The 17,819-nt window shown below is 73.1% G+C and carries 11 protein-coding genes; 7 read left to right on the top strand and 4 right to left on the bottom strand.

What is annotated here, in order from left to right:
• Window positions 1-46: 46 nt before the first annotated feature.
• The gene (locus tag ACTRO_RS20470; protein ID WP_034265303.1) at window positions 47-274 is read right to left on the bottom strand and encodes a DUF3107 domain-containing protein; all 228 of its coding nucleotides are present in this window, start codon (window positions 272-274) and stop codon (window positions 47-49) included.
• 138 nt (window positions 275-412) lie between these two features.
• A complete protein-coding gene (locus ACTRO_RS20465; protein ID WP_051452460.1) occupies window positions 413-1,021 on the bottom strand; it encodes a TetR family transcriptional regulator in 609 nt (202 codons plus the stop codon).
• 316 nt (window positions 1,022-1,337) lie between these two features.
• Here ACTRO_RS20465 and moeZ point away from each other — a divergent pair, with 316 nt between their 5' ends.
• Window positions 1,338-2,516, top strand: a complete 1,179-nt coding sequence (gene moeZ / locus ACTRO_RS20460; RefSeq protein WP_034265300.1) for an adenylyltransferase/sulfurtransferase MoeZ — start codon at window positions 1,338-1,340, stop codon at window positions 2,514-2,516.
• Window positions 2,517-2,595: 79 nt separating this feature from the next.
• Here the strand turns inward: moeZ and ACTRO_RS20455 are convergent, their stop codons facing one another.
• Window positions 2,596-5,097 carry a lysylphosphatidylglycerol synthase transmembrane domain-containing protein gene (locus ACTRO_RS20455; RefSeq protein WP_051451119.1) on the bottom strand — a complete coding sequence of 834 codons (2,502 nt, stop codon included), beginning with the start codon at window positions 5,095-5,097 and terminating at the stop codon, window positions 2,596-2,598.
• A gap of 204 nt (window positions 5,098-5,301) precedes the next feature.
• Between ACTRO_RS20455 and ACTRO_RS20450 the strand changes: the two genes are divergently transcribed.
• The 6 genes from ACTRO_RS20450 to nudC all read left to right on the top strand — a co-directional run bounded on the left by ACTRO_RS20450 (window position 5,302) and on the right by nudC (window position 16,356).
• Complete coding sequence (locus tag ACTRO_RS20450) at window positions 5,302-5,634, top strand: MGMT family protein (protein ID WP_051451118.1); 333 nt, start codon at window positions 5,302-5,304, stop codon at window positions 5,632-5,634.
• 123 nt (window positions 5,635-5,757) lie between these two features.
• Window positions 5,758-9,027 carry an ATP-dependent helicase gene (locus ACTRO_RS20445; protein WP_063628041.1) on the top strand — a complete coding sequence of 1,090 codons (3,270 nt, stop codon included), beginning with the start codon at window positions 5,758-5,760 and terminating at the stop codon, window positions 9,025-9,027.
• A complete protein-coding gene (locus ACTRO_RS20440; protein WP_034265292.1) occupies window positions 9,024-12,296 on the top strand; it encodes an ATP-dependent helicase in 3,273 nt (1,090 codons plus the stop codon). The genes ACTRO_RS20445 and ACTRO_RS20440 overlap by 4 nt, the downstream gene beginning before the upstream one ends.
• 263 nt (window positions 12,297-12,559) lie before the next feature.
• Window positions 12,560-13,771: a pyridoxal phosphate-dependent aminotransferase gene (locus ACTRO_RS20435; RefSeq protein ID WP_034265290.1), complete on the top strand. Its 1,212-nt coding sequence runs from the start codon at window positions 12,560-12,562 to the stop codon at window positions 13,769-13,771.
• Between the two features lie 71 nt (window positions 13,772-13,842).
• A complete protein-coding gene (locus tag ACTRO_RS20430) occupies window positions 13,843-15,255 on the top strand; it encodes a dipeptidase (RefSeq protein ID WP_034265288.1) in 1,413 nt (470 codons plus the stop codon).
• A 129-nt stretch (window positions 15,256-15,384) separates the two neighbouring features.
• Complete coding sequence (gene nudC, locus ACTRO_RS20425) at window positions 15,385-16,356, top strand: NAD(+) diphosphatase (protein WP_051451117.1); 972 nt, start codon at window positions 15,385-15,387, stop codon at window positions 16,354-16,356.
• A gap of 217 nt (window positions 16,357-16,573) precedes the next feature.
• Here the strand turns inward: nudC and ACTRO_RS20420 are convergent, their stop codons facing one another.
• Window positions 16,574-17,671, bottom strand: coding sequence for an ABC transporter ATP-binding protein (locus tag ACTRO_RS20420; protein ID WP_034265285.1), 1,098 nt, complete (start codon window positions 17,669-17,671; stop codon window positions 16,574-16,576).
• Window positions 17,672-17,819: the final 148 nt, after the last annotated feature.

Genomic DNA, 17,819 nt, shown 5'->3' with positions numbered 1-17,819 from the left:
CGGCCGCGGCCGAAGCCGCGCCGCCCCGAAGTCCTCCGCCGATTTTCTAGAGCGCGCCGAACCCGACCCGCCGCGCGGTCTGCTCGCCGATCTCCACGTAGGCCAGCCGGTCCGCCGGCACGATCACCCGGCGGCCCTTCTCGTCCTCGAGCACGAGCAGGCCGGACTTCCCGCCGATCGCGTCGGCCACGGCGGCGGCCACCTCCTCCGGAGTCAGCGTGGACTCCACGGACAGCTCGCGGGCCGCATGCTGGACGCCGATCTTGATCTCCACGTCTTACTTCCCTCCACGGGCGCGGCGCGCCGTCGTCGTTGCCTGGTGCCGTCCGGCGCGGCGCACCCGCCGCACCCGAGGCTGAGGCCAGCGTAACGGCTGGCCCGCCCGCACAGCGGAACGCGCGGGCGCAGCGGGCTATTTCCCGCCGTCGGCGCCGTGGTGGCCCATCGGGAACTTCGCGATGCCGCGCCAGGCCAGCTGCGAGATCAGCAGCGAGGCGGTGTCCCGGGACACGCTCGAGCCGCTGGCCAGCCAGTACCGCGCGGTCACCTGGGAGATGCCGGTCAGGCCCACGGCCAGCAGCATCGACTCCTCCGGCGCGAGGCCGGTGTCCTCCGCGATCACCACGCTGATCAGCCGGGCGCACTCGAGCTGCGCGTCGGCCACCCGCTCGCGCACGGCCGGCTCGTTGGTCAGGTCCGACTCGAACACCAGCCGGAACGCCCCGGTCTCGTGCTCGACGAAGTCGAAGTAGGCGTCCATGGTCGCGGCCACGCGCTGCTTGTTGTCGTGGGTGGAGTCGAGCGCGCTGCGGATCTTGTCCACCATGATCTCGCACTGCTGGTCGAGCAGCGCGAGGTAGAGCTCGAGCTTGCCCGGGAAGTGCTGGTAGAGCACCGGCTTCGACACACCCGCGCGCTCGGCGATGTCGTCCATCGCGGCGGAGTGGTAGCCCTGCGCCACGAAGACCTCGCGGGCGGCGCCGAGCAGCTGGTTGCGTCGCGCCACCCGGGGCAGCCGCATGGACCGCGGTCGCCCCTCGACGGTCGGCAGGGCTTCGGCGCTGCTGGTCACGACGCTCCTCGCGGGTCCGGTGCCGCCGCACGGACGGTGGCTTGATGGAAAGCTGGCGTTCACAGCCATCCTACGCGCGGGTAACCTGTCCTGGGTACTCGCGGAACGCCGCATTCCAGCAGCTGGACTCGCCCCGCTTCGCGGCCTCTTCCCAGCACCTGGACCCTGGGGCGGGAATAGCCGTCGTCATGGCATCGTTGCGCCGTACTACCACGACCTATCCGCAGTATCGAGTGAGGAGACTCCGGCTGTGTCAGCACCGCCCGTGAAGCTTCCGCCGCTGGTTGAACCGGCCGAAGGGCTCTCCGTCGAAGAGGTCCGCCGCTACTCGCGCCACCTGATCATCCCCGACGTGGCGATGGACGGGCAGAAGCGCCTGAAGAACGCCAAGGTGCTGTGCGTCGGCGCCGGCGGTCTCGGCTCCCCGGCGTTGATGTACCTGGCCGCGGCCGGCGTCGGCACCCTCGGCATCGTCGAGTTCGACACCGTCGACGAGTCGAACCTGCAGCGCCAGATCATCCACGGCCAGTCCGACATCGGCCGGTCCAAGGCCGAGTCCGCGCGTGACTCCGTGCGCGAGATCAACCCGCTGGTCAACGTGCTCCTGCACGAGGAGCGGCTGGACTCCTCCAACGTGATGGAGCTGTTCGCCCAGTACGACCTGATCATCGACGGCACCGACAACTTCGCCACCCGGTACCTGGTCAACGACGCGTGCGTGCTGCTGAACAAGCCGTACGTGTGGGGCTCGATCTACCGGTTCGACGGCCAGGCCTCGGTGTTCTGGTCCGAGTACGGACCCTGCTACCGCTGCCTCTACCCGGAGCCCCCGCCCCCCGGCATGGTCCCGTCCTGCGCCGAGGGCGGCGTCCTCGGCGTGCTGTGCGCCTCGATCGGCGCGATCCAGGTGACCGAGGGCATCAAGCTGCTGACCGGCGTCGGCGAGTCGCTGGTCGGCCGGCTGATGATCTACGACGCCCTGGAGATGACCTACCGCACCGTCAAGGTCCGCAAGGACCCGGAGTGCGCGGTCTGCGGCAAGAACCCGACGGTCACCGAGCTGATCGACTACGAGGCGTTCTGCGGCGCGGTCTCCGAGGAGGCGCAGGAGGCGGTCAAGGACTCGACCATCACCCCGCGCATCCTCAAGCAGTGGATCGACGAGGGCGAGAACCTCGAGATCATCGACGTGCGCGAGCCGGCCGAGTGGGAGATCGTGAACATCGACGGGGCGAAGCTGGTCCCGAAGAACGAGTTCCTGATGGGCGACGCGCTGACCAAGCTGCCGCAGGACAAGAAGATCGTGCTGCACTGCAAGTCGGGCGTGCGCTCGGCCGAGGTGCTGGCCCTGGTCAAGGCGGCCGGCTTCACCGACGCGGTGCACCTCGGCGGCGGCATCGTCGGCTGGGTCAACCAGATCGAGCCGGGCAAGCCGATCTACTAAGAGGTCGATGAAGGGGCCCCCGGTACGACGCCACGTCGTGCCGGGGGCCCCTTCGCATGCCACGTGCCGCCTTCCGCCGCTATAGCAGGCCTTTGCGTTGCAGCTGGGTGAAGGTGAGGTACCCGGGGATGGCCGGCAGGTAGGTCCGCAGCATCCGGTAGACCAGCACGGAGGTCACCGCGGTCTCGTTGTCCACGCCGACCAGCTTGAGCGCTCCGGTCATCGCCAGCTCCACCGTGCCGACGCCCGAGGGCACCGGGATGAAGGAGCCGGCCGTCTGCGCGGTCAGGAACACCACGGCGGCGGTCGCGTAGCTGATCGCGTGCGGGGACTTGGACGTCGGCGCCATCGCGTGCACCGAGGCCCACAGGCACAGCGCGTTGAACAGCGAGAGCGCCACCGTGCCGCCGAGCGCGATGGTCAGCTTCCGCGGGTTCTGCGCCACGTCCAGCAGCCGCGGCAGCGAGCCCTCGAAGAACGGGGCGAGGCGGACCTTGGCGAAGTGGCGCAGCGGCGGCACCGCCATCACCACCATGATCAGGATGGCGATGGCCAGCAGGATCGCGATGACCAGGGTGGAGGAGTCGGACCGGCCCACGTTCTGGCCGGCGATGAAGCTGAACGTGGCGATCAGCGCGATGTGGATGACGAAGGCCACCGCCTGGGAGGCGCCGACCGCGCTGACCGCGGCCCCGGTGGGGATGCCGCGCTTCTGCATGTACCGGGTGTTCAGGGCCACCCCGCCCACCGCGGCCGGGGCCACCAGCGAGACGAAGCCCGCGGCCACCTGCACCAGCAGGTTGTGCAGCACCGGCAGCTTCTCCGGGATGAAGCCGGTGAGCACCATCGCCGCGGCCACGTAGGTGAGCGCGGAGGCGACCACCGCCACCAGCAGCCACCACGGCGAGGCCTCGAGGAAGAGCTCGAGCAGGTTCTTGCCGCTCTGCGAGCTGGCCGAGGAGAGCTGGAAGAGCAGCACGTAGACGGCGAAGCAGCCCGCCCCGACGGTCAGCAGCGTCTTCGGGCTCAGCCGCTCCAGCTTGACCGGCTCGAGGGCCTCGGCGTGCGGGCGCCGCTCCAGGATCTGCTCGCGCAGGCGCTGGAGCAGGTGCTTGGACTTGCGCATGGCGTTGCGGGTGGAGCGGGTGAGCACGACCGGCTGGAGCATCGGCCAGGCCGAGCCGATCCGCTCGTCGCCGAGCACCCGCGCGCCGGTGGCCACGGTGCGCTCCGGTCCGGCCTTGAGCGCGAGCGCGGTCATGGTGTCGGTGATGTCGAGCAGCTGCTGCAGGTCGGCCGCGGCGATCTCGCCGTTGCGCAGCTCGGTCAGCCAGATCTGGCCGTGCTGGTCCACCTGGATCGAGTCCAGCGCGAGCCGGCGGTGCGCCATCTGGGCCCGGCCGAGCGCGGCCACCGTCTCCCACACCCGGATCAGCAGCGCGTCGGTGACCTTCTCCTTCGGCAGCTGGTCCAGCGGGCAGGACTGCACCCGCTCGTACGCCAGCAGCGCCGCGTCCCCGCTCAGCTCGCGCACGGCCACCAGCCGCGGCGTGTTGATCCCGGCGTCGCGCAGGGCGTAGGAGATCAGCGCCTCCTGGTCCACCGTACGGCGCAGCGAGAACAGGTTGCGCCGCTGCGCCGGGCCGCGCAGCCTGATCCGGCGATAGATCCGGTACAGCAGGCCGACCGCTTGCCGGTCCCGGTCCAGCACGGTCACGTCCAGGTAGGTGCCGTCCGCGCAGCGCACCTCGTAGCGCCGCACGTCCTCGTGCTCGCCCTGCCAGCGGCAGGCCACCGGGACCAGGCCGGCCGAGCGCAGCGAGCGGACCACGACCTGGCCGGTGGGCCGCTCGTTGACCACGCCCCAGGCGTAGCGCCAGGCGAAGGCCACGGCCCGGCCGAGCAGGAAGGTGACGATCAGTCCGACCAGCGCGCTGTCCCCGCTCATCAGCGTGGCCAGGGCGTAGATCCAGATGCACACCCAGGTGAAGGTGCGCAGGGTCGGGCGGTCGTTGAAGCCCAGCACGGTCAGGAACGCGATCACCGTGGCGAGGTAGATGTGCAGCGGCGAGGTGGTGCCCGAGCTCACGTGCCGGGTCAGCTCGGTCAGCAGCCAGTTCGGCGCGTACGAGGACCGGATCCACTCGTTGAGCAGGAAGGTGACCCCGTAGGAGAGCGCCGCCGCGATCACCGCGTCGGCCACCCGCCGGGTGTCCCGGCGCACCAGCCGCTCGACCGCGAGGCCGACCGGGATCACCGCGGTGGTGATGTTGGTGATCACCGTGATGCCGCTGAGCAGGAACGGCGGCGCGAGCTGCACCCCGTTGTGGATGTCGGACTCGAGGCCCGAGGTGGTCTGCACGCCGATCTTGCCCAGGGCCAGGATGACGACCATGAGCAGGCCCTCGAACAGCAGCCGCATCAGGTCCGGCTGCCGCCGTATCCGGCGCGGCTCCGGCGGCTCGTCCACCGTGACCACGTTGCCCGCCCGCTCTGCCGCCCGTCCCGGCGCAGGGCCGGGGACGGAGTCCGTGACGGCCGAGGCCGCGGCCGGAGCCGCGTCCCGCTCCTCGGTGTCCATGACGTCCACTGTGTCCTTTTCAGGTATTGCCGTGACGGCGGCGCGCGCCGTCGCCTCCATAGTCGCCTACCGGCTCGGTACTGTGCAGCCCGGGCCCCGCCCGGGGATGAGGCGGCCGCGCCGCAGCCCCCCGGTCACCCCGGCTCCGGACACCATGGTGCCCGTCTCCGCCCGCCCCCTTCATCCACCTAGAGGTTGAAAACCATGACCGGTTCCACCTCCCGGCCACCCGTGCCACCGTTCGTGCAGCGCGTGCTCGCACTGGTACGGCGGATCCCGCCCGCCAAGGTCATGACGTACGGCGATATCGCCGAGCTCCTCGAACAGGGGACCGCGCGCCAGGTGGGCGCCGCCATGTCCGGGTACGGCTCGACGGTACCGTGGTGGCGCGTGGTCAACGCGTCCGGCAGGCTGCCTGAGCACCTGCGGGGCGAGGCCGCCGCGCAATACCTTGCCGAGGGTACCCCCTTCGACCTTGCCGGGGAGCGGGTTCGACTCGCCCGGTGCCGGTGGGACGGAGCGGACGAAGCGCAGTAATCGGACATTCGAGCACTCAGGCGCCGTAACGGGGTGAGTCCTCGTCAATTGCGGCGCTGTCGGTGGTGTGTGCTGTCATGGTGACCTGACCCGTCACCCGCGAGCGCTGCGAGGAAGCCGAAGTTGTCCCAGACCGCCGCCTACACCCTGGTCGCGCCGCCGAGCGCAGCCGGGCGGGCGCCGCTGCTCGACGCGGCGCAGCGGCGGGTGGCCGAACACCGGGGCGGTCCGCTGCTGGTGCTCGCCGGGCCGGGCACGGGCAAGACCACCACGCTGGTCGAGGCGGTGCTGGCCCGGCTCGAGGGGCCGCGGGCGCTGCGTCCGGAGCAGATCCTGCTGCTCACCTTCAGCCGGGCCGCGGCCGCCGAGCTGCGCGACCGGATAGCGGGCCGGCTGGGGGAGACGGCGGGCGTGCCCGGCGCGACCACCTTCCACTCCTTCTGCTTCGCCCTGCTCGGCCGGCAGCTGGATCCGGGGCTGTGGTCCGAGCCGCCGCGGCTGCTGTCCGGGCCCGAGCAGGATGTGACGATCCGTGAGCTGGTGCGCGGCACCGCGGACCCGGCCCTGGGCTGGGACACGCCGCGCGGCGCGGCCGGCGTGCGCTGGCCCGGTTCGCTGCGGGCCGCGCTCGGCACCCGCGGGTTCGCCGACGAGCTGCGTACCGTGCTCTCCCGGGCCCGCGAGCAGGGGGTCGGCCCCGAGCGGCTGCGGGAGTTCGCCGAGCACGCGGACCGGGACGACTGGCGGGCGGCGGCGCGCTTCTACGGCGAGTACCTCGACGTGGCGGACGTCCGCGGCGTGCTCGACTACGCCGAGCTCGTGCACCGCGCGGTGCGGCTGGCCGAGAGCGAGCCGCTGCGCTCGCGGCTGCGCGCGACCTACCGCGCGGTCTTCGTGGACGAATACCAGGACACCGATCCGGCGCAGGTCAGGCTGCTGCAAGCGCTCGCCGGGGGCGGCGCGGAGCTCGTCGTGGTGGGCGATCCGGACCAGTCCGTCTACGGATTCCGGGGCGCGGACCTCGGCGGCATCCTGGAGTTCCCGGACCACTTCCGCACCCGTGCGGGCCGGCCCGCGGACATCGTCGTGCTCGACACCAGCCGGCGTGCCGGGCCGGGCTTGCTGGGGGCCTCCCGCCGGCTGGCGCGCCGCATGCCGATCAGCCGGCTGCCGGCCGAGTCCGTGCGCGCCCACCGGGAGCTGCGCTCCGCGGCCGAGGCGCCGGAACACGGTGAGGTGCGGGCGCTGACGTATCCCGCGGCGTCGCTGGAGCAGGCGGCCATCGCCGACCTGCTGCGCCGCGCCCACCTCGAGGACGGCGTCGCCTGGCAGGACATGGCCGTGCTGACCCGCACCGGCGACCAGCTCGTCAGCCTGCGCCGGGCGCTGACCAGCGGCAACGTGCCGATACAGGTGCACGCCGGCGAGGTCCCGCTGGCCCGCGAGCCCGCGGTCGCCACGCTCCTGCTCGCGCTGCGCTGCGCCGCCGAGCCGGCCGCGCTCACCCCCGAGCACGCCCGCACCCTGCTCACCGGCCAGCTCGCCGGCCTCGACAGCGGCGATCTGCGCCGGCTCGGCCGGGCCCTGCGCGCCGAGGAGGCCCAGGCCGCCCTGCGCGAGGACGGCACGCCGGCCGCGCTGCCGCGGCCGGCCGAGCAGCTGATCCGCGAGGCGGTGGCCGACCCGGCCGTGCTGGCGGCGATCGAGCCGGCCGTCGGCGGCGTCGCCCGCGAGCTCGCGCTGCTGCTGCGCGCCACCGCCGAGGCACTGGCCGACGGCGGCGAGGCCGAGGACGCGCTCTGGATCCTGTGGCACGGCACCGAGGCCGCGCCCTCGCGCTGGCCGGGCCGGCTGCGCCGGGCGGTGGACCGCGGCGGCGCGGCCGGGCGGATGGCCGACCGCGACCTCGACGCGGTGATCGCGCTGTTCGCGCTGGCCGCCCGGGCCCGCGAGCGCGGCGGGCACGCCGGCGTCCTCGACTTCATCAGCAGTCTGCAGGCCCAGGACATAGCGGCGGACGTCCTCGCCGAGCGCGCCGATCGCGGCGGCGCGGTGCATCTGATGACGGCTCACGCGGCTAAGGGCCTGCAGTGGCGGGTCGTGGTGGTGGCCGGAGTGCAGGAGGGCCTGTGGCCGGACCTGCGCCGCCGCGGCTCGCTGCTGGAGGCCGACCGGATCGGCCCGGCCGGGCTCACGGCGTCGCCGCCCGCCTCGGCGCTGCTGGCCGAGGAGCGCCGGCTGTTCTACGTCGCGGCCACCCGGGCCCGGGAGCGGCTCGTGGTCACGGCCGTGCACGGCGAGGGCGAGGAGGGCGAGACCCCGTCCCGGTTCCTGCGCGAGCTCGTCGGCGCGGAGGCGGTGGAGGCCGGCGGCGTGGTCCGGCACCGGCCGCTGAACCTGTCCGCGCTCATCGCCGAGCTGCGCCGGGCCGCCACCGCCCCGCCCGGCACGGTCAGCGAGCAGCTGCGCGAAGCCGCGGTGCTCCGGCTGGCCCGGATCGCCGGGGCCGAGACCGCCGACGGCTCGCCGCTGGTGCCCGCGGCCGACCCGGGCCGCTGGTGGGGCCTGTACGAGCGCACCGACAACCCGACCCCGATCGTGCGCCGCGATCTGCCGGTGCCGCTCTCGGCCAGCGCGGTCGAGGCGCTCGAGGCGTGCCCGCTCAAGTGGTTCCTGGAGCGGCAGGCCTCGGCGCAGGAGGCCTCCACCCAGGCGCAGGGCTTCGGCCTGGTCTTCCACGCCCTGGCCGAGGAGGTCGCCACCGGCGCCGCGCCCGCCGACATCGACGTGCTGATGGACCGGCTCGACCGGGTCTGGGACCGCCTCCCGTTCGAGGCCCGCTGGCAGTCCGAGCAGGAGCGCCGGGCCGCCCGCCGGGCGCTGGAGCGCTTCCTGCTCTGGCACGAGAGCCGGGGCGACGGGCGCAAGTTCGTCGCGGCCGAGGAGGGCTTCGACACCACGGTGCGGGCCGGCGGCGCGGACGTGCGGCTGCACGGGTTCATCGACCGGATCGAGGCGGACGCCGACGGCCTGGTGCACCTGGTCGACTTCAAGACCGGCCGCACCGCCAAGACCGCGGCGGAGGCCGAGCACAGCGCGCAGCTGGCGGTGTATCAGCTGGCGGCCGAGGCGGCGGGGATCGGCGAGGTGGCCGGCGCCGAGCTGGTCTATCCGCGCGAGGAGACGGCCGGCGAGCAGCCGGTGGTGCGCCGGCAGGAGGCGCTGGCCGGCCAGCAGGACCCGGCCTGGGCGCCGAAGCTGCTGGCCGAGGTGGCCGGCACGGTGCTGACCGAGCGCTTCCACGCCGGCGGCGACCAGCAGAAGTCCTGCCTGCACTGCTCGCTGCGGCGTGCCTGCCCGCGCCAGCCCGAAGGCCGGGAGCTGCCGCTTTGAGCCCGGGGACGAGCCCCGCCCTGCGCGACCCGGACGACCTGCGCGACCTGCTCGGCATCCCGTACACCGAGGAACAGGTCGAGGCGATCACCGCGCCGCTCGACCCGGGCGTGATCGTGGCCGGGGCCGGCTCCGGCAAGACCGCGGTGATGGCGGCCCGGGTGGTCTGGCTGGTGGGCACCGGCGCGGTCGGCGCGGGGGAGGTGCTCGGCCTGACCTTCACCAACAAGGCGGCCGGGGAGCTGCGCGAGCGCGTGTCCGCGGGCCTGGCCCGGCTGGGCGTGGACGCGCCCGGCTTCGACGGCGCCTTCGCCGGGCTCCCGGACCTGGAGGACGGCGACGAAGAAGCCGGCGAGCCGGTCATCGCCACCTACCACGCCTACGCCGACAGCCTGATCAAGGAGCACGGCCTGCGCCTCGGCCTCGAGCCCTCGGCCCGCCTGCTCGCCGACGCCAACCGCTACACCCTGGCCGCGCGCGCGGTCCGCCGGGCTGAGGGCCCGTTCGACTTCCTGCGCGGCTCGGTGGCCAACCTCGCCCGGAAGGTCATCGACCTCGACGCCGAGCTCGCCGAGCACGTCGTCGAACCGGACCGGCTGCGCGAGTGGACCGCCGCGTTCACGGCCGAGGCCGAGGCCGGCGGGCTGCGCGAGGGCGGCCGGCCCAAGCGCGGATACGCCGACTACTGGCGCATCGCCAAGGTCGCGCTGGAGCGGGTGGAGCTGCTCGGCCTGGTCGAGGACTACCGCGCGCTCAAGCGGCACGGCGACTTCGTCGACTTCGGCGACCAGATGGCGCTCGGCACGCGGCTGGCCGAACAGGTGCCGCAGGTCGGGCAGATCGAGCGGGAGAAGTACCGGGTGGTGCTGCTCGACGAGTACCAGGACACGTCCGTGGCCCAGCGCCGGATGCTGGCGGGGCTCTTCGGCGGCGGCCACCCGGTGACGGCGGTGGGCGACCCGTGCCAGTCGATCTACGGCTGGCGCGGCGCCTCGCCCTCGAACATCGACCGCTTCCCCGAGCACTTCCCGCGCCGCAACGGCGCCCCGGCCGCGCAGTACGCGCTCTCGGAGAACCGGCGCAGCGGCAGCCGTCTGCTCGCCTTCGCCAACGAGCGCTCCGGGGGCCTGCGCGAGCTGCACTCGGCCGTGCGCGAGCTGCGCGCCAGCGCCGAGCACCAGGGCCGCGGCCGGGCCGGCGCCGCGTTCCTGGAGAGCCAGCCGGAGGAGCTGGCCTGGCTGGGCGAGCGGATCCAGGGCATGCACGAGCAGGTGCGCGGAGACTGGTCCAAGATCGCCGTGCTGGTGCGCGCGGGCAACCAGATCCCGGACATCTACGCCGAGCTGCACGGCCGCGGCGTGCCGGTGGAGGTGGTCGGCCTGTCCGGGCTGCTGCACCTGCCGGAGATCGCCGACCTCGTCGCCGTGCTCGACGTGCTCGACGACCCGACCGCGAACGCCTCGCTGGTGCGGGTGCTGACCGGCCCGCGCTGGCGGATCGGCCCGCGCGACCTGGCCCTGCTCGGCCGGCGCGCCCGCGAGCTGGTGCGCGAGCCGGGCGAGGAGCGCCGGGCCGGGCTGGACGAGGCGGTGCTCGGCGCCGACCCCTCGGACGTGGTCTCGCTCGCCGACGCGGTGGCCGACCCGGGCCGGGAGCTGCCGTTCAGCCCGGCCGCGCTGGCCCGGTTCGAGCGCTGCGCGGTCGAGATCAGGAGGCTGCGGCGCTCGCTGGCCGAGCCGGTGGTCGAGGTGCTGCACCGGATCCTGCAGGAGACCGGCCTCGAGGTGGAGATCGCGGCCAGTTCGGCCGCCTACCGGCAGCGCTGCGCCGAGACCGTGGGCGCGTTCCTGGCCGTGGCCGGCGGCTTCGCCGACCTGGAGGGCGAGTCCTCGGTCACCGCGTTCCGCGCGTTCCTCAAGGCGGCCGCGGCGCACGAGCGCGGCCTGGACGTGGACCTGCCGCCGGCCGAGCAGCGCACCGTCAAGATCCTGACCATGCACAAGGCCAAGGGCCTGGAGTGGGAGGCGGTGGCGCTGCCGCACCAGAACGCGGCGGCGGTGCGCACGGACAAGTACACCTCCAACGCCGCCAAGCTCCCGCACGAGCTGCGCGGGGACGGCGAGCACCTGCCCGAGCTCGGCCCCGAGCCGAACACGGCCGCGGCCAAACGCTTCGACCTGCTCATGCGCGAGCACGCCGGCTACGAGGACCAGCGGGTGGAGTACGTCGCGCTGACCCGGGCGAAGTCGATGCTGCTGGTCTCCGGCCACTGCTGGGGCAAGACCCAGCGCAAGCCGCGCACGGCCAACGAGACGCTGGCCGGGCTGCGCGAGCGGCTGCAGGCCGACTACGAGTTCGGCCAGGTCGAGGCGTGGGCCGCGCCGCCCGAGGAGGGCACGGCCAACCCGCTGCGCGAGCAGCAGGCCGAGGCCGAGTGGCCGGCCCCGCTCGCCTCCGCCGCGCGGGCGGCCCGGCTGGGCGCCGCCACCGCCGTCAGGGGCCTGATGCGGCTGCCGGAGCAGGCCCGGCCGCGGGACCCGGCGATCGAGGACCCGAAGCTGCGCCGCGTCGTCGAGGGCTGGGACGCGGATCTCGAGGCGCTGCTCGCGGAACTCCAGCGCGAGCGCGAGGTGCGGCGGGAGGTGCGGATGCCCGCGTCGCTCTCCACCACCCGGCTGCTCGAGTACCTCCAGGACCGCGACGCCTTCGCCGAGCGGCTCTTCCGCCCGATGCCGCGCCCGCCCGCCCCGCAGGCCCGGCGCGGCACCGAGTTCCACAGCTGGGTGCAGCAGCGCTTCGGCCAGCTCGCCCTGTTCGACGACGCCGAACTCGACCTGTTCGCCGAGGACGAGCCCGGCGAGGCGGACCGCTTCGGCGCGGACCTGGCCGAGCTCAAAGCGGCGTTCCTGCGCACCGAGTTCGCCGAGCGCCCGCCGCACCGGATCGAGGCCCCGTTCCAGCTCGTCCTCGGCGGCCGGATCGTGCGCGGCCGCATCGACGCCGTATACCGGCTCGACCCCGAGCGCCCGTTCGGCCGGCGCCGCACCAAGCACCCGCTGGACTACGAGGTGGTGGACTGGAAGACCGGCCGCGGCCGCGCCGCCGACCCGCTCCAGCTCGCGGTCTACCGCCTGGCCTGGGCGGAGCTGGCCGGCGTCCCGGTGGAGCGGGTCAGCGCCGCGTTCCTCTACGTGCGCACCGGCGAGGTCGTGCGCCCGCGCACCCTGCCCACCCGCGCGGCGCTGGAGAAACTGCTGGCGCGGCCGTAAAAAGGGTCGTGCCTTACGTATGGGTGGAGCGCGACTTCCGCGACATCAAGCCCTTGACGAAGAGTTCCGAGGCCTTCCGGCTGCCGCCGATCGACCCGCCGGACTGAGCCGACACGCGCCGCGACCAGGTGGGCACGCGCCGTGGCGCACCCCTGCCCGGGCCGTCCCCAACGGTGGAATACCGCTGCGTGAGAACCGGCATACCTGGTAGAAACGACCCACGAGCCGGACGAGATCGCCGTCTGACGAGCGAGAGGTGCCCGATGGAGTTCAAGCAGTCGCGAAAGCTGTCCGAGGTCCAGTACGACCTGCGCGGCCCGGTGCTTGTGCGAGCTAAGGAGCTCGAGGCCCAGGGACACTCGATCCTCAAGCTCAACATCGGCAACCCCGCCCCCTTCGGCTTCGAGGCGCCGGACGAGCTGATCCGCGACATCATCCGCAACCTGCCCGGATCGCACGGGTACGGCGACTCCAAGGGCCTGCCCTCGGCCCGGCGGGCGGTGGCGCAGTCGTACCAGACCCGCGGCCTGCCGATCGTCGACATCGAGGACGTCTACATCGGCAACGGCGTCTCCGAGCTGATCGCGATGGTGCTCAACGGGCTGCTCGACCAGGGCGACGAGGTGCTCATCCCGGCGCCGGACTATCCGCTGTGGACCGGCGCGACGGCGCTGGCCGGCGGCCGGCCGGTGCACTACCGCTGCGACGAGCAGGCCGGCTGGGTGCCCGACCTCGCCGACATAGAGGCCAAGGTCACCGATCGCACCAAGGCGATCGTCATCATCAACCCGAACAACCCGACCGGCGCGGTCTACCCGCAGGACGCGGTGGACGGGCTGGTCGAGATCGCCCGGCGCAACCAGCTGATGGTCCTTTCGGACGAGATCTACGACCGGATCCTCTACGACGCCGCCGCGCACCGGCCCACCGCGCTCTCCTGCCCGGACCTGCTGTGCATCACCTTCAACGGCCTGTCCAAGATCTACCGCTCGGCCGGCTACCGGATGGGCTGGATGGTGATCAGCGGGCCGAAGGAGCACGCCCGCGACTTCCTCGAGGGCCTCGAGGTGCTGGCCAACCTGCGGCTGGGCCCGAACGTCCCGGTGCAGCACGCGATCCAGGCGGCGCTCGGCGGCTTCCAGTCGATCGACCAGCTGATCGAGCCCGGCGGCCGGCTCTACGAGCAGCGCGACCTGACCTGGCGGATGCTCAACGAGATCCCCGGCGTCAGCTGCACCCGGCCGATGGGCGCGATCTACGCCTTCCCGCGGCTGGACCCGAAGGTCTACCGGATCACCGACGACGAGCGCTTCGTGATGGACCTGCTCAACGCGGAGAAGACCCTGGTCATGCACGGCTCCGCGTTCAACTGGCCGGAGCCTGACCACTTCCGCATCGTCACCCTGCCGCACGTGGCCGACCTCGAGGCGGCCATAGACGGACTGGCCCGGTTCCTTTCCACCTACCGGCAGTGACCGGCGGGGGCCGACGCCCGCCGTGCCCGGTAGGACGGTGAACGTCGGTCCCACCCGTTACGCTGTGCCCCATGGCTCAGATCCGGCAATTCGTCACGGACAACGCCGCCGAGTTCTTCGAGGACCTGAAGGACTGGCTGCGCATTCCGTCCATCTCCAGCGACCCCGATCGGGTCGCGGATGTCCGCGCCAGCGCCCAGTGGCTGGCCGCGAAGCTTCGCGCCGACGGCTTCCCCGTCGTCGAGGTCTGGGAGACCGGCGGCGGCGCCGGCCTGCCCGCCGTGTTCGCCGAGTGGCCCTCCGGAGATCCGGACGCGCCGACCGTGGCGGTCTACGGCCACCACGACGTGCAGCCGGTCACCCCGCTCGAGCTGTGGCAGACCGGGCCGTTCGAGCCGACCGAGCGCGACGGGCGGCTCTACGCCCGCGGCGCCGCGGACGACAAGGGCCAGGTCTTCTTCCACACCCTGGGCCTCAAGGCGCACCTGGCCGCCACCGGCCGCACCGCGCCCGCGGTCAACCTGAAGCTGATCGTGGAGGGCGAGGAGGAGAGCGGCTCGCCGCACTTCCCGGCCCTCCTGCGCGAGCACGCCGACCGGCTGGCCTGCGACGTGGTCGTGGTCTCGGACACCGGCATGTGGGCCAAGGGCACCCCGACCTCCTGCACCGGCATGCGGGGGCTGATCGCGGCCGAGGTCGATTTCACCGGCCCGCACGGCGACGTGCACTCCGGCTCGTTCGGCGGCGCCATCCCGAACCCGATCACCGAGCTGGTCCGAGTGCTCGCGCAGCTGCACGACGGCGAGCGCAAGGTGACCCTGCCGGGCTTCTACGACGGGATCGTGGAGCTGTCCGAGGTCGACCGCGAGCTGTTCGCGAAGCTGCCCTTCGACGAGCAGGAGTGGCTGGGCAACGCCAAGTCCACCGCGCCGGTCGGCGAGGCGGGCTACTCCACCCTGGAGCGGGTCTGGGCGCGCCCGACCGCCGAGATCAACGGCATCTTCGGCGGCCACACCGGCCCCGGCGGCAAGACGATCGTGCCCTCCGAGGCGCACGCCAAGCTCTCCTTCCGGCTGGTGGCCGGGCAGGAGCCGGTGGACGTGGCCAAGGCCTTCGAGACCTGGATCGCCGAGCGGGTGCCGGCCGGGATCACCGCGGCGGTGCGCTTCGAGGGCGAGGGCGTGCGCCCCTGCCTGACCCCGCTGGACCACCCGGCGCTGCAGTCGGTCTCCCGCGCGCTCGGCCGCGCGTTCGCCGAGGACCCGGCCACGCCGCGGGAGATCCTCTACACCCGCGAGGGCGGCTCCGGCCCCGAGGCCGACCTGCAGGACGTGCTCGGCGCGCCGGTGGTCTTCCTCGGCATCTCGCTGCCGGACGACGGCTGGCACGGCCCGAACGAGAAGGTCGACCTGGACCTGCTGCTCAAGGGCGCGGAGGCGGCCGCCTACCTCTGGGAGGACCTGGCCGAGCACGGGCTCCGCTGATACCGACTGGTCTGCTCCCCGGAACAAAACCCCGCTCCGGGGAGTTGACCTCTCGGGCCCAAGATCGTGGGCGGGCCCGGGACGGCGACGGTGGACAATGGACGCATGGGTAGAGCAGGGGGGACCGGCATGGCGGATCCGCGCGACGTGCTGACCGGGCGGTTGGGCCGGCTGGCGTTGGCACGCTCAGGGGTGGATCGGCAGGCGGAGCTGCGGCTCGACGAGCCGGCCGTCGCGGCCGCGTGGTCGAACCCGGACACCCGGGTGCTCGTGGTGAGCGAGGGCCGGGCGCTGGTGGTGGACGAGGTCGACTCCGCCGCGGGGGAGAGCCCGGAGGCCCCGGCGGCCCGGCTGGTGCTGCTCGCCTCGCTGGACGCGCCCGACGGGGACCGCTACTTCCTCGGCCGGGACGAGCGCGGCGTGGCCTATTTCGCCGTACCCGCCGAGACTCTGCCGGGCCGTCAGGACGGAGACGCCCGCCCCGGCTCGCTGCGCGAGGTCGGCATGCTGCTCTCGGACCGGGACGCCGGCCTGCTCACCCACGCGGTGGCGCTGGAGTACTGGCACCGCAGTCACCTCTACTGCTCCCGCTGCGGCCACCGCACTCAGCTCGCGGCCTCGGGCCACGTGCGCCGGTGCGCGCAGTGCGGCACCGAGCACTATCCGCGCACCGACCCGGCGGTGATCATGGCGGTGACGGACCGTCAGGACCGTCTGCTGCTCGGCCGGCAGTCGGCCTGGGACCCGCACCGGTTCTCGGTGCTGGCGGGCTTCGTCGAGCCGGGCGAGTCGCTCGAGGGAGCCGTCGCGCGCGAGGTGCACGAGGAGGCGGGGCTGACCGTCACCGAGGTCGAATACCTCGGCAGCCAGCCCTGGCCGTTCCCGTGCAGCCTGATGCTGGGCTTCCGCGCGGTGGTGGACGACCCGGAGCGGGTGCGCGCGGACGGCGACGAGCTGCAGGAGGTGCGCTGGTTCAGCCGGGCCGAGCTCGCTGCGGCCATCGCCGCCGGGGAGGTCGTGCCGTCGGGCCGGATCTCCATCGCCCGCTCGCTGATCGAGCACTGGTTCGGCGCGGACTGGGTGACCCCGCCGGGCGAGTGAGCCCCGGGTCCACGCAACGAGGACGCCGCCCGGCGACAGCGCGCCCTGAGCGCGTGCCATCGCCGGACGGCGTCGTGCCGTCGCCACGCGGTTGCTACGGGCACCGCGGTCGTGACGGCTTTCGGTGGCGCAGCGGCTCAGCGGACACCGGCCCACGGGTGTCCGACGGCTCGCTGCGCGTCGTCAGGGGGCTGACGGACCTTCGGGGAAGGCGCCGTCAGCGGGTGGCGTAGAGCCTGCGGCCGGTGGTCGGCTCGAAGTAGTGGATCTCGCTCGGATCCACGGCTATGCCGACGGCCGTGCCGACGTTCGGCGCCATCCCGGGTTCGCAGCGCACGATCACGTCCCGGCGGCGGTCGCCGAGGCCGGCGTTGCAGTGCGCGTACGAGACGTAGCCCAGGTTCTCCACCTGCTCCACGTGCGCGAACAGGCCCTGCCCGGGCGGCGCGAGGCGCACCTTGTCCGGCCGGAAGCCCACCGTCACCTCCGGGCCGGCGAGCTCGGAGACCATGCGCCGGCCGATCGGCAGCTCCACCACGTCGACGTCGCCGAGCAGCGCCCAGTCGTGCTCGACCCGCGCGGAGAGCAGGTTCATCGGCGGGGAGCCGACGAAGCCGGCGACGTAGGCGTTCGACGGGTTCTCGTAGAGCACGCGCGGGGAGTCGCACTGCAGCAGGATGCCGTCGCGCAGCACCGCGATCCGATCGCCCATGGTCATGGCCTCGGTCTGATCGTGCGTCACGTACATCATCGTGGTGCCCAGGCGCCGCTGCAGGTTCGAGATCTGCCCGCGCACCTCGGCCCGCAGCTTGGCGTCGAGCGCGCCGAGCGGCTCGTCCATCAGGTAGACCTGGGGCTCGCGCATCATGGCCCGGCCCATCGCGACGCGCTGCTGCTCGCCGCCGGAGAGCGTGCGCGGCAGCCGTTCGAGCGTCGGGGTGAGGTCGAGCTGCGCGGCCATCCGCCGGACCCGGCGGGCCACCGCGGAGTGCGGGGCGCCGGTCAGCGAGAGCCGGAAGCCGAGGTTCTCGGCGACGGTCATCTGCGGGTAGAGCGCGTAACTCTGGAACACCATGGCGATATCGCGCTCGCCCGGCTCCAGGTCGGTCACGTCCCGGCCGTCGATGAAGACCGAACCCGAGTCCACCGGCTCGAGCCCGGCGAGCATCCGCAGCGCCGTGGTCTTCCCGCTGCCGCTGGCTCCCAGCAGCACCATGAACTCACCCGAATCGACGGACAGGTTCAGTTTGTCCACGGCGGCCTTGCGGTTGCCGGGATATCGGTGCGATGCCTCCGCGAATTCGACACTGGCCACGAGTTTCCATCCCATTGCCCACAAGCAGGTACGTACGACGGTGTGCGTGTTGCGTGTGCGGTGCGTTGGTGCAGGTGGTGCCCCTCGCGCGCGGGATGCCGCGCTTCGCGCCGGTCGGATCAGGTCCTTTGATGGTTCGGACATTGAG

The organism is Actinospica robiniae DSM 44927 (assembly GCF_000504285.1).
In the GTDB taxonomy this organism is placed as follows: Bacteria; Actinomycetota; Actinomycetes; order Streptomycetales; family Catenulisporaceae; genus Actinospica; species Actinospica robiniae.
The sequence above is the reverse complement of the archived record's forward strand: the minus strand, read 5'-3'. Positions and strand labels throughout refer to the sequence as shown.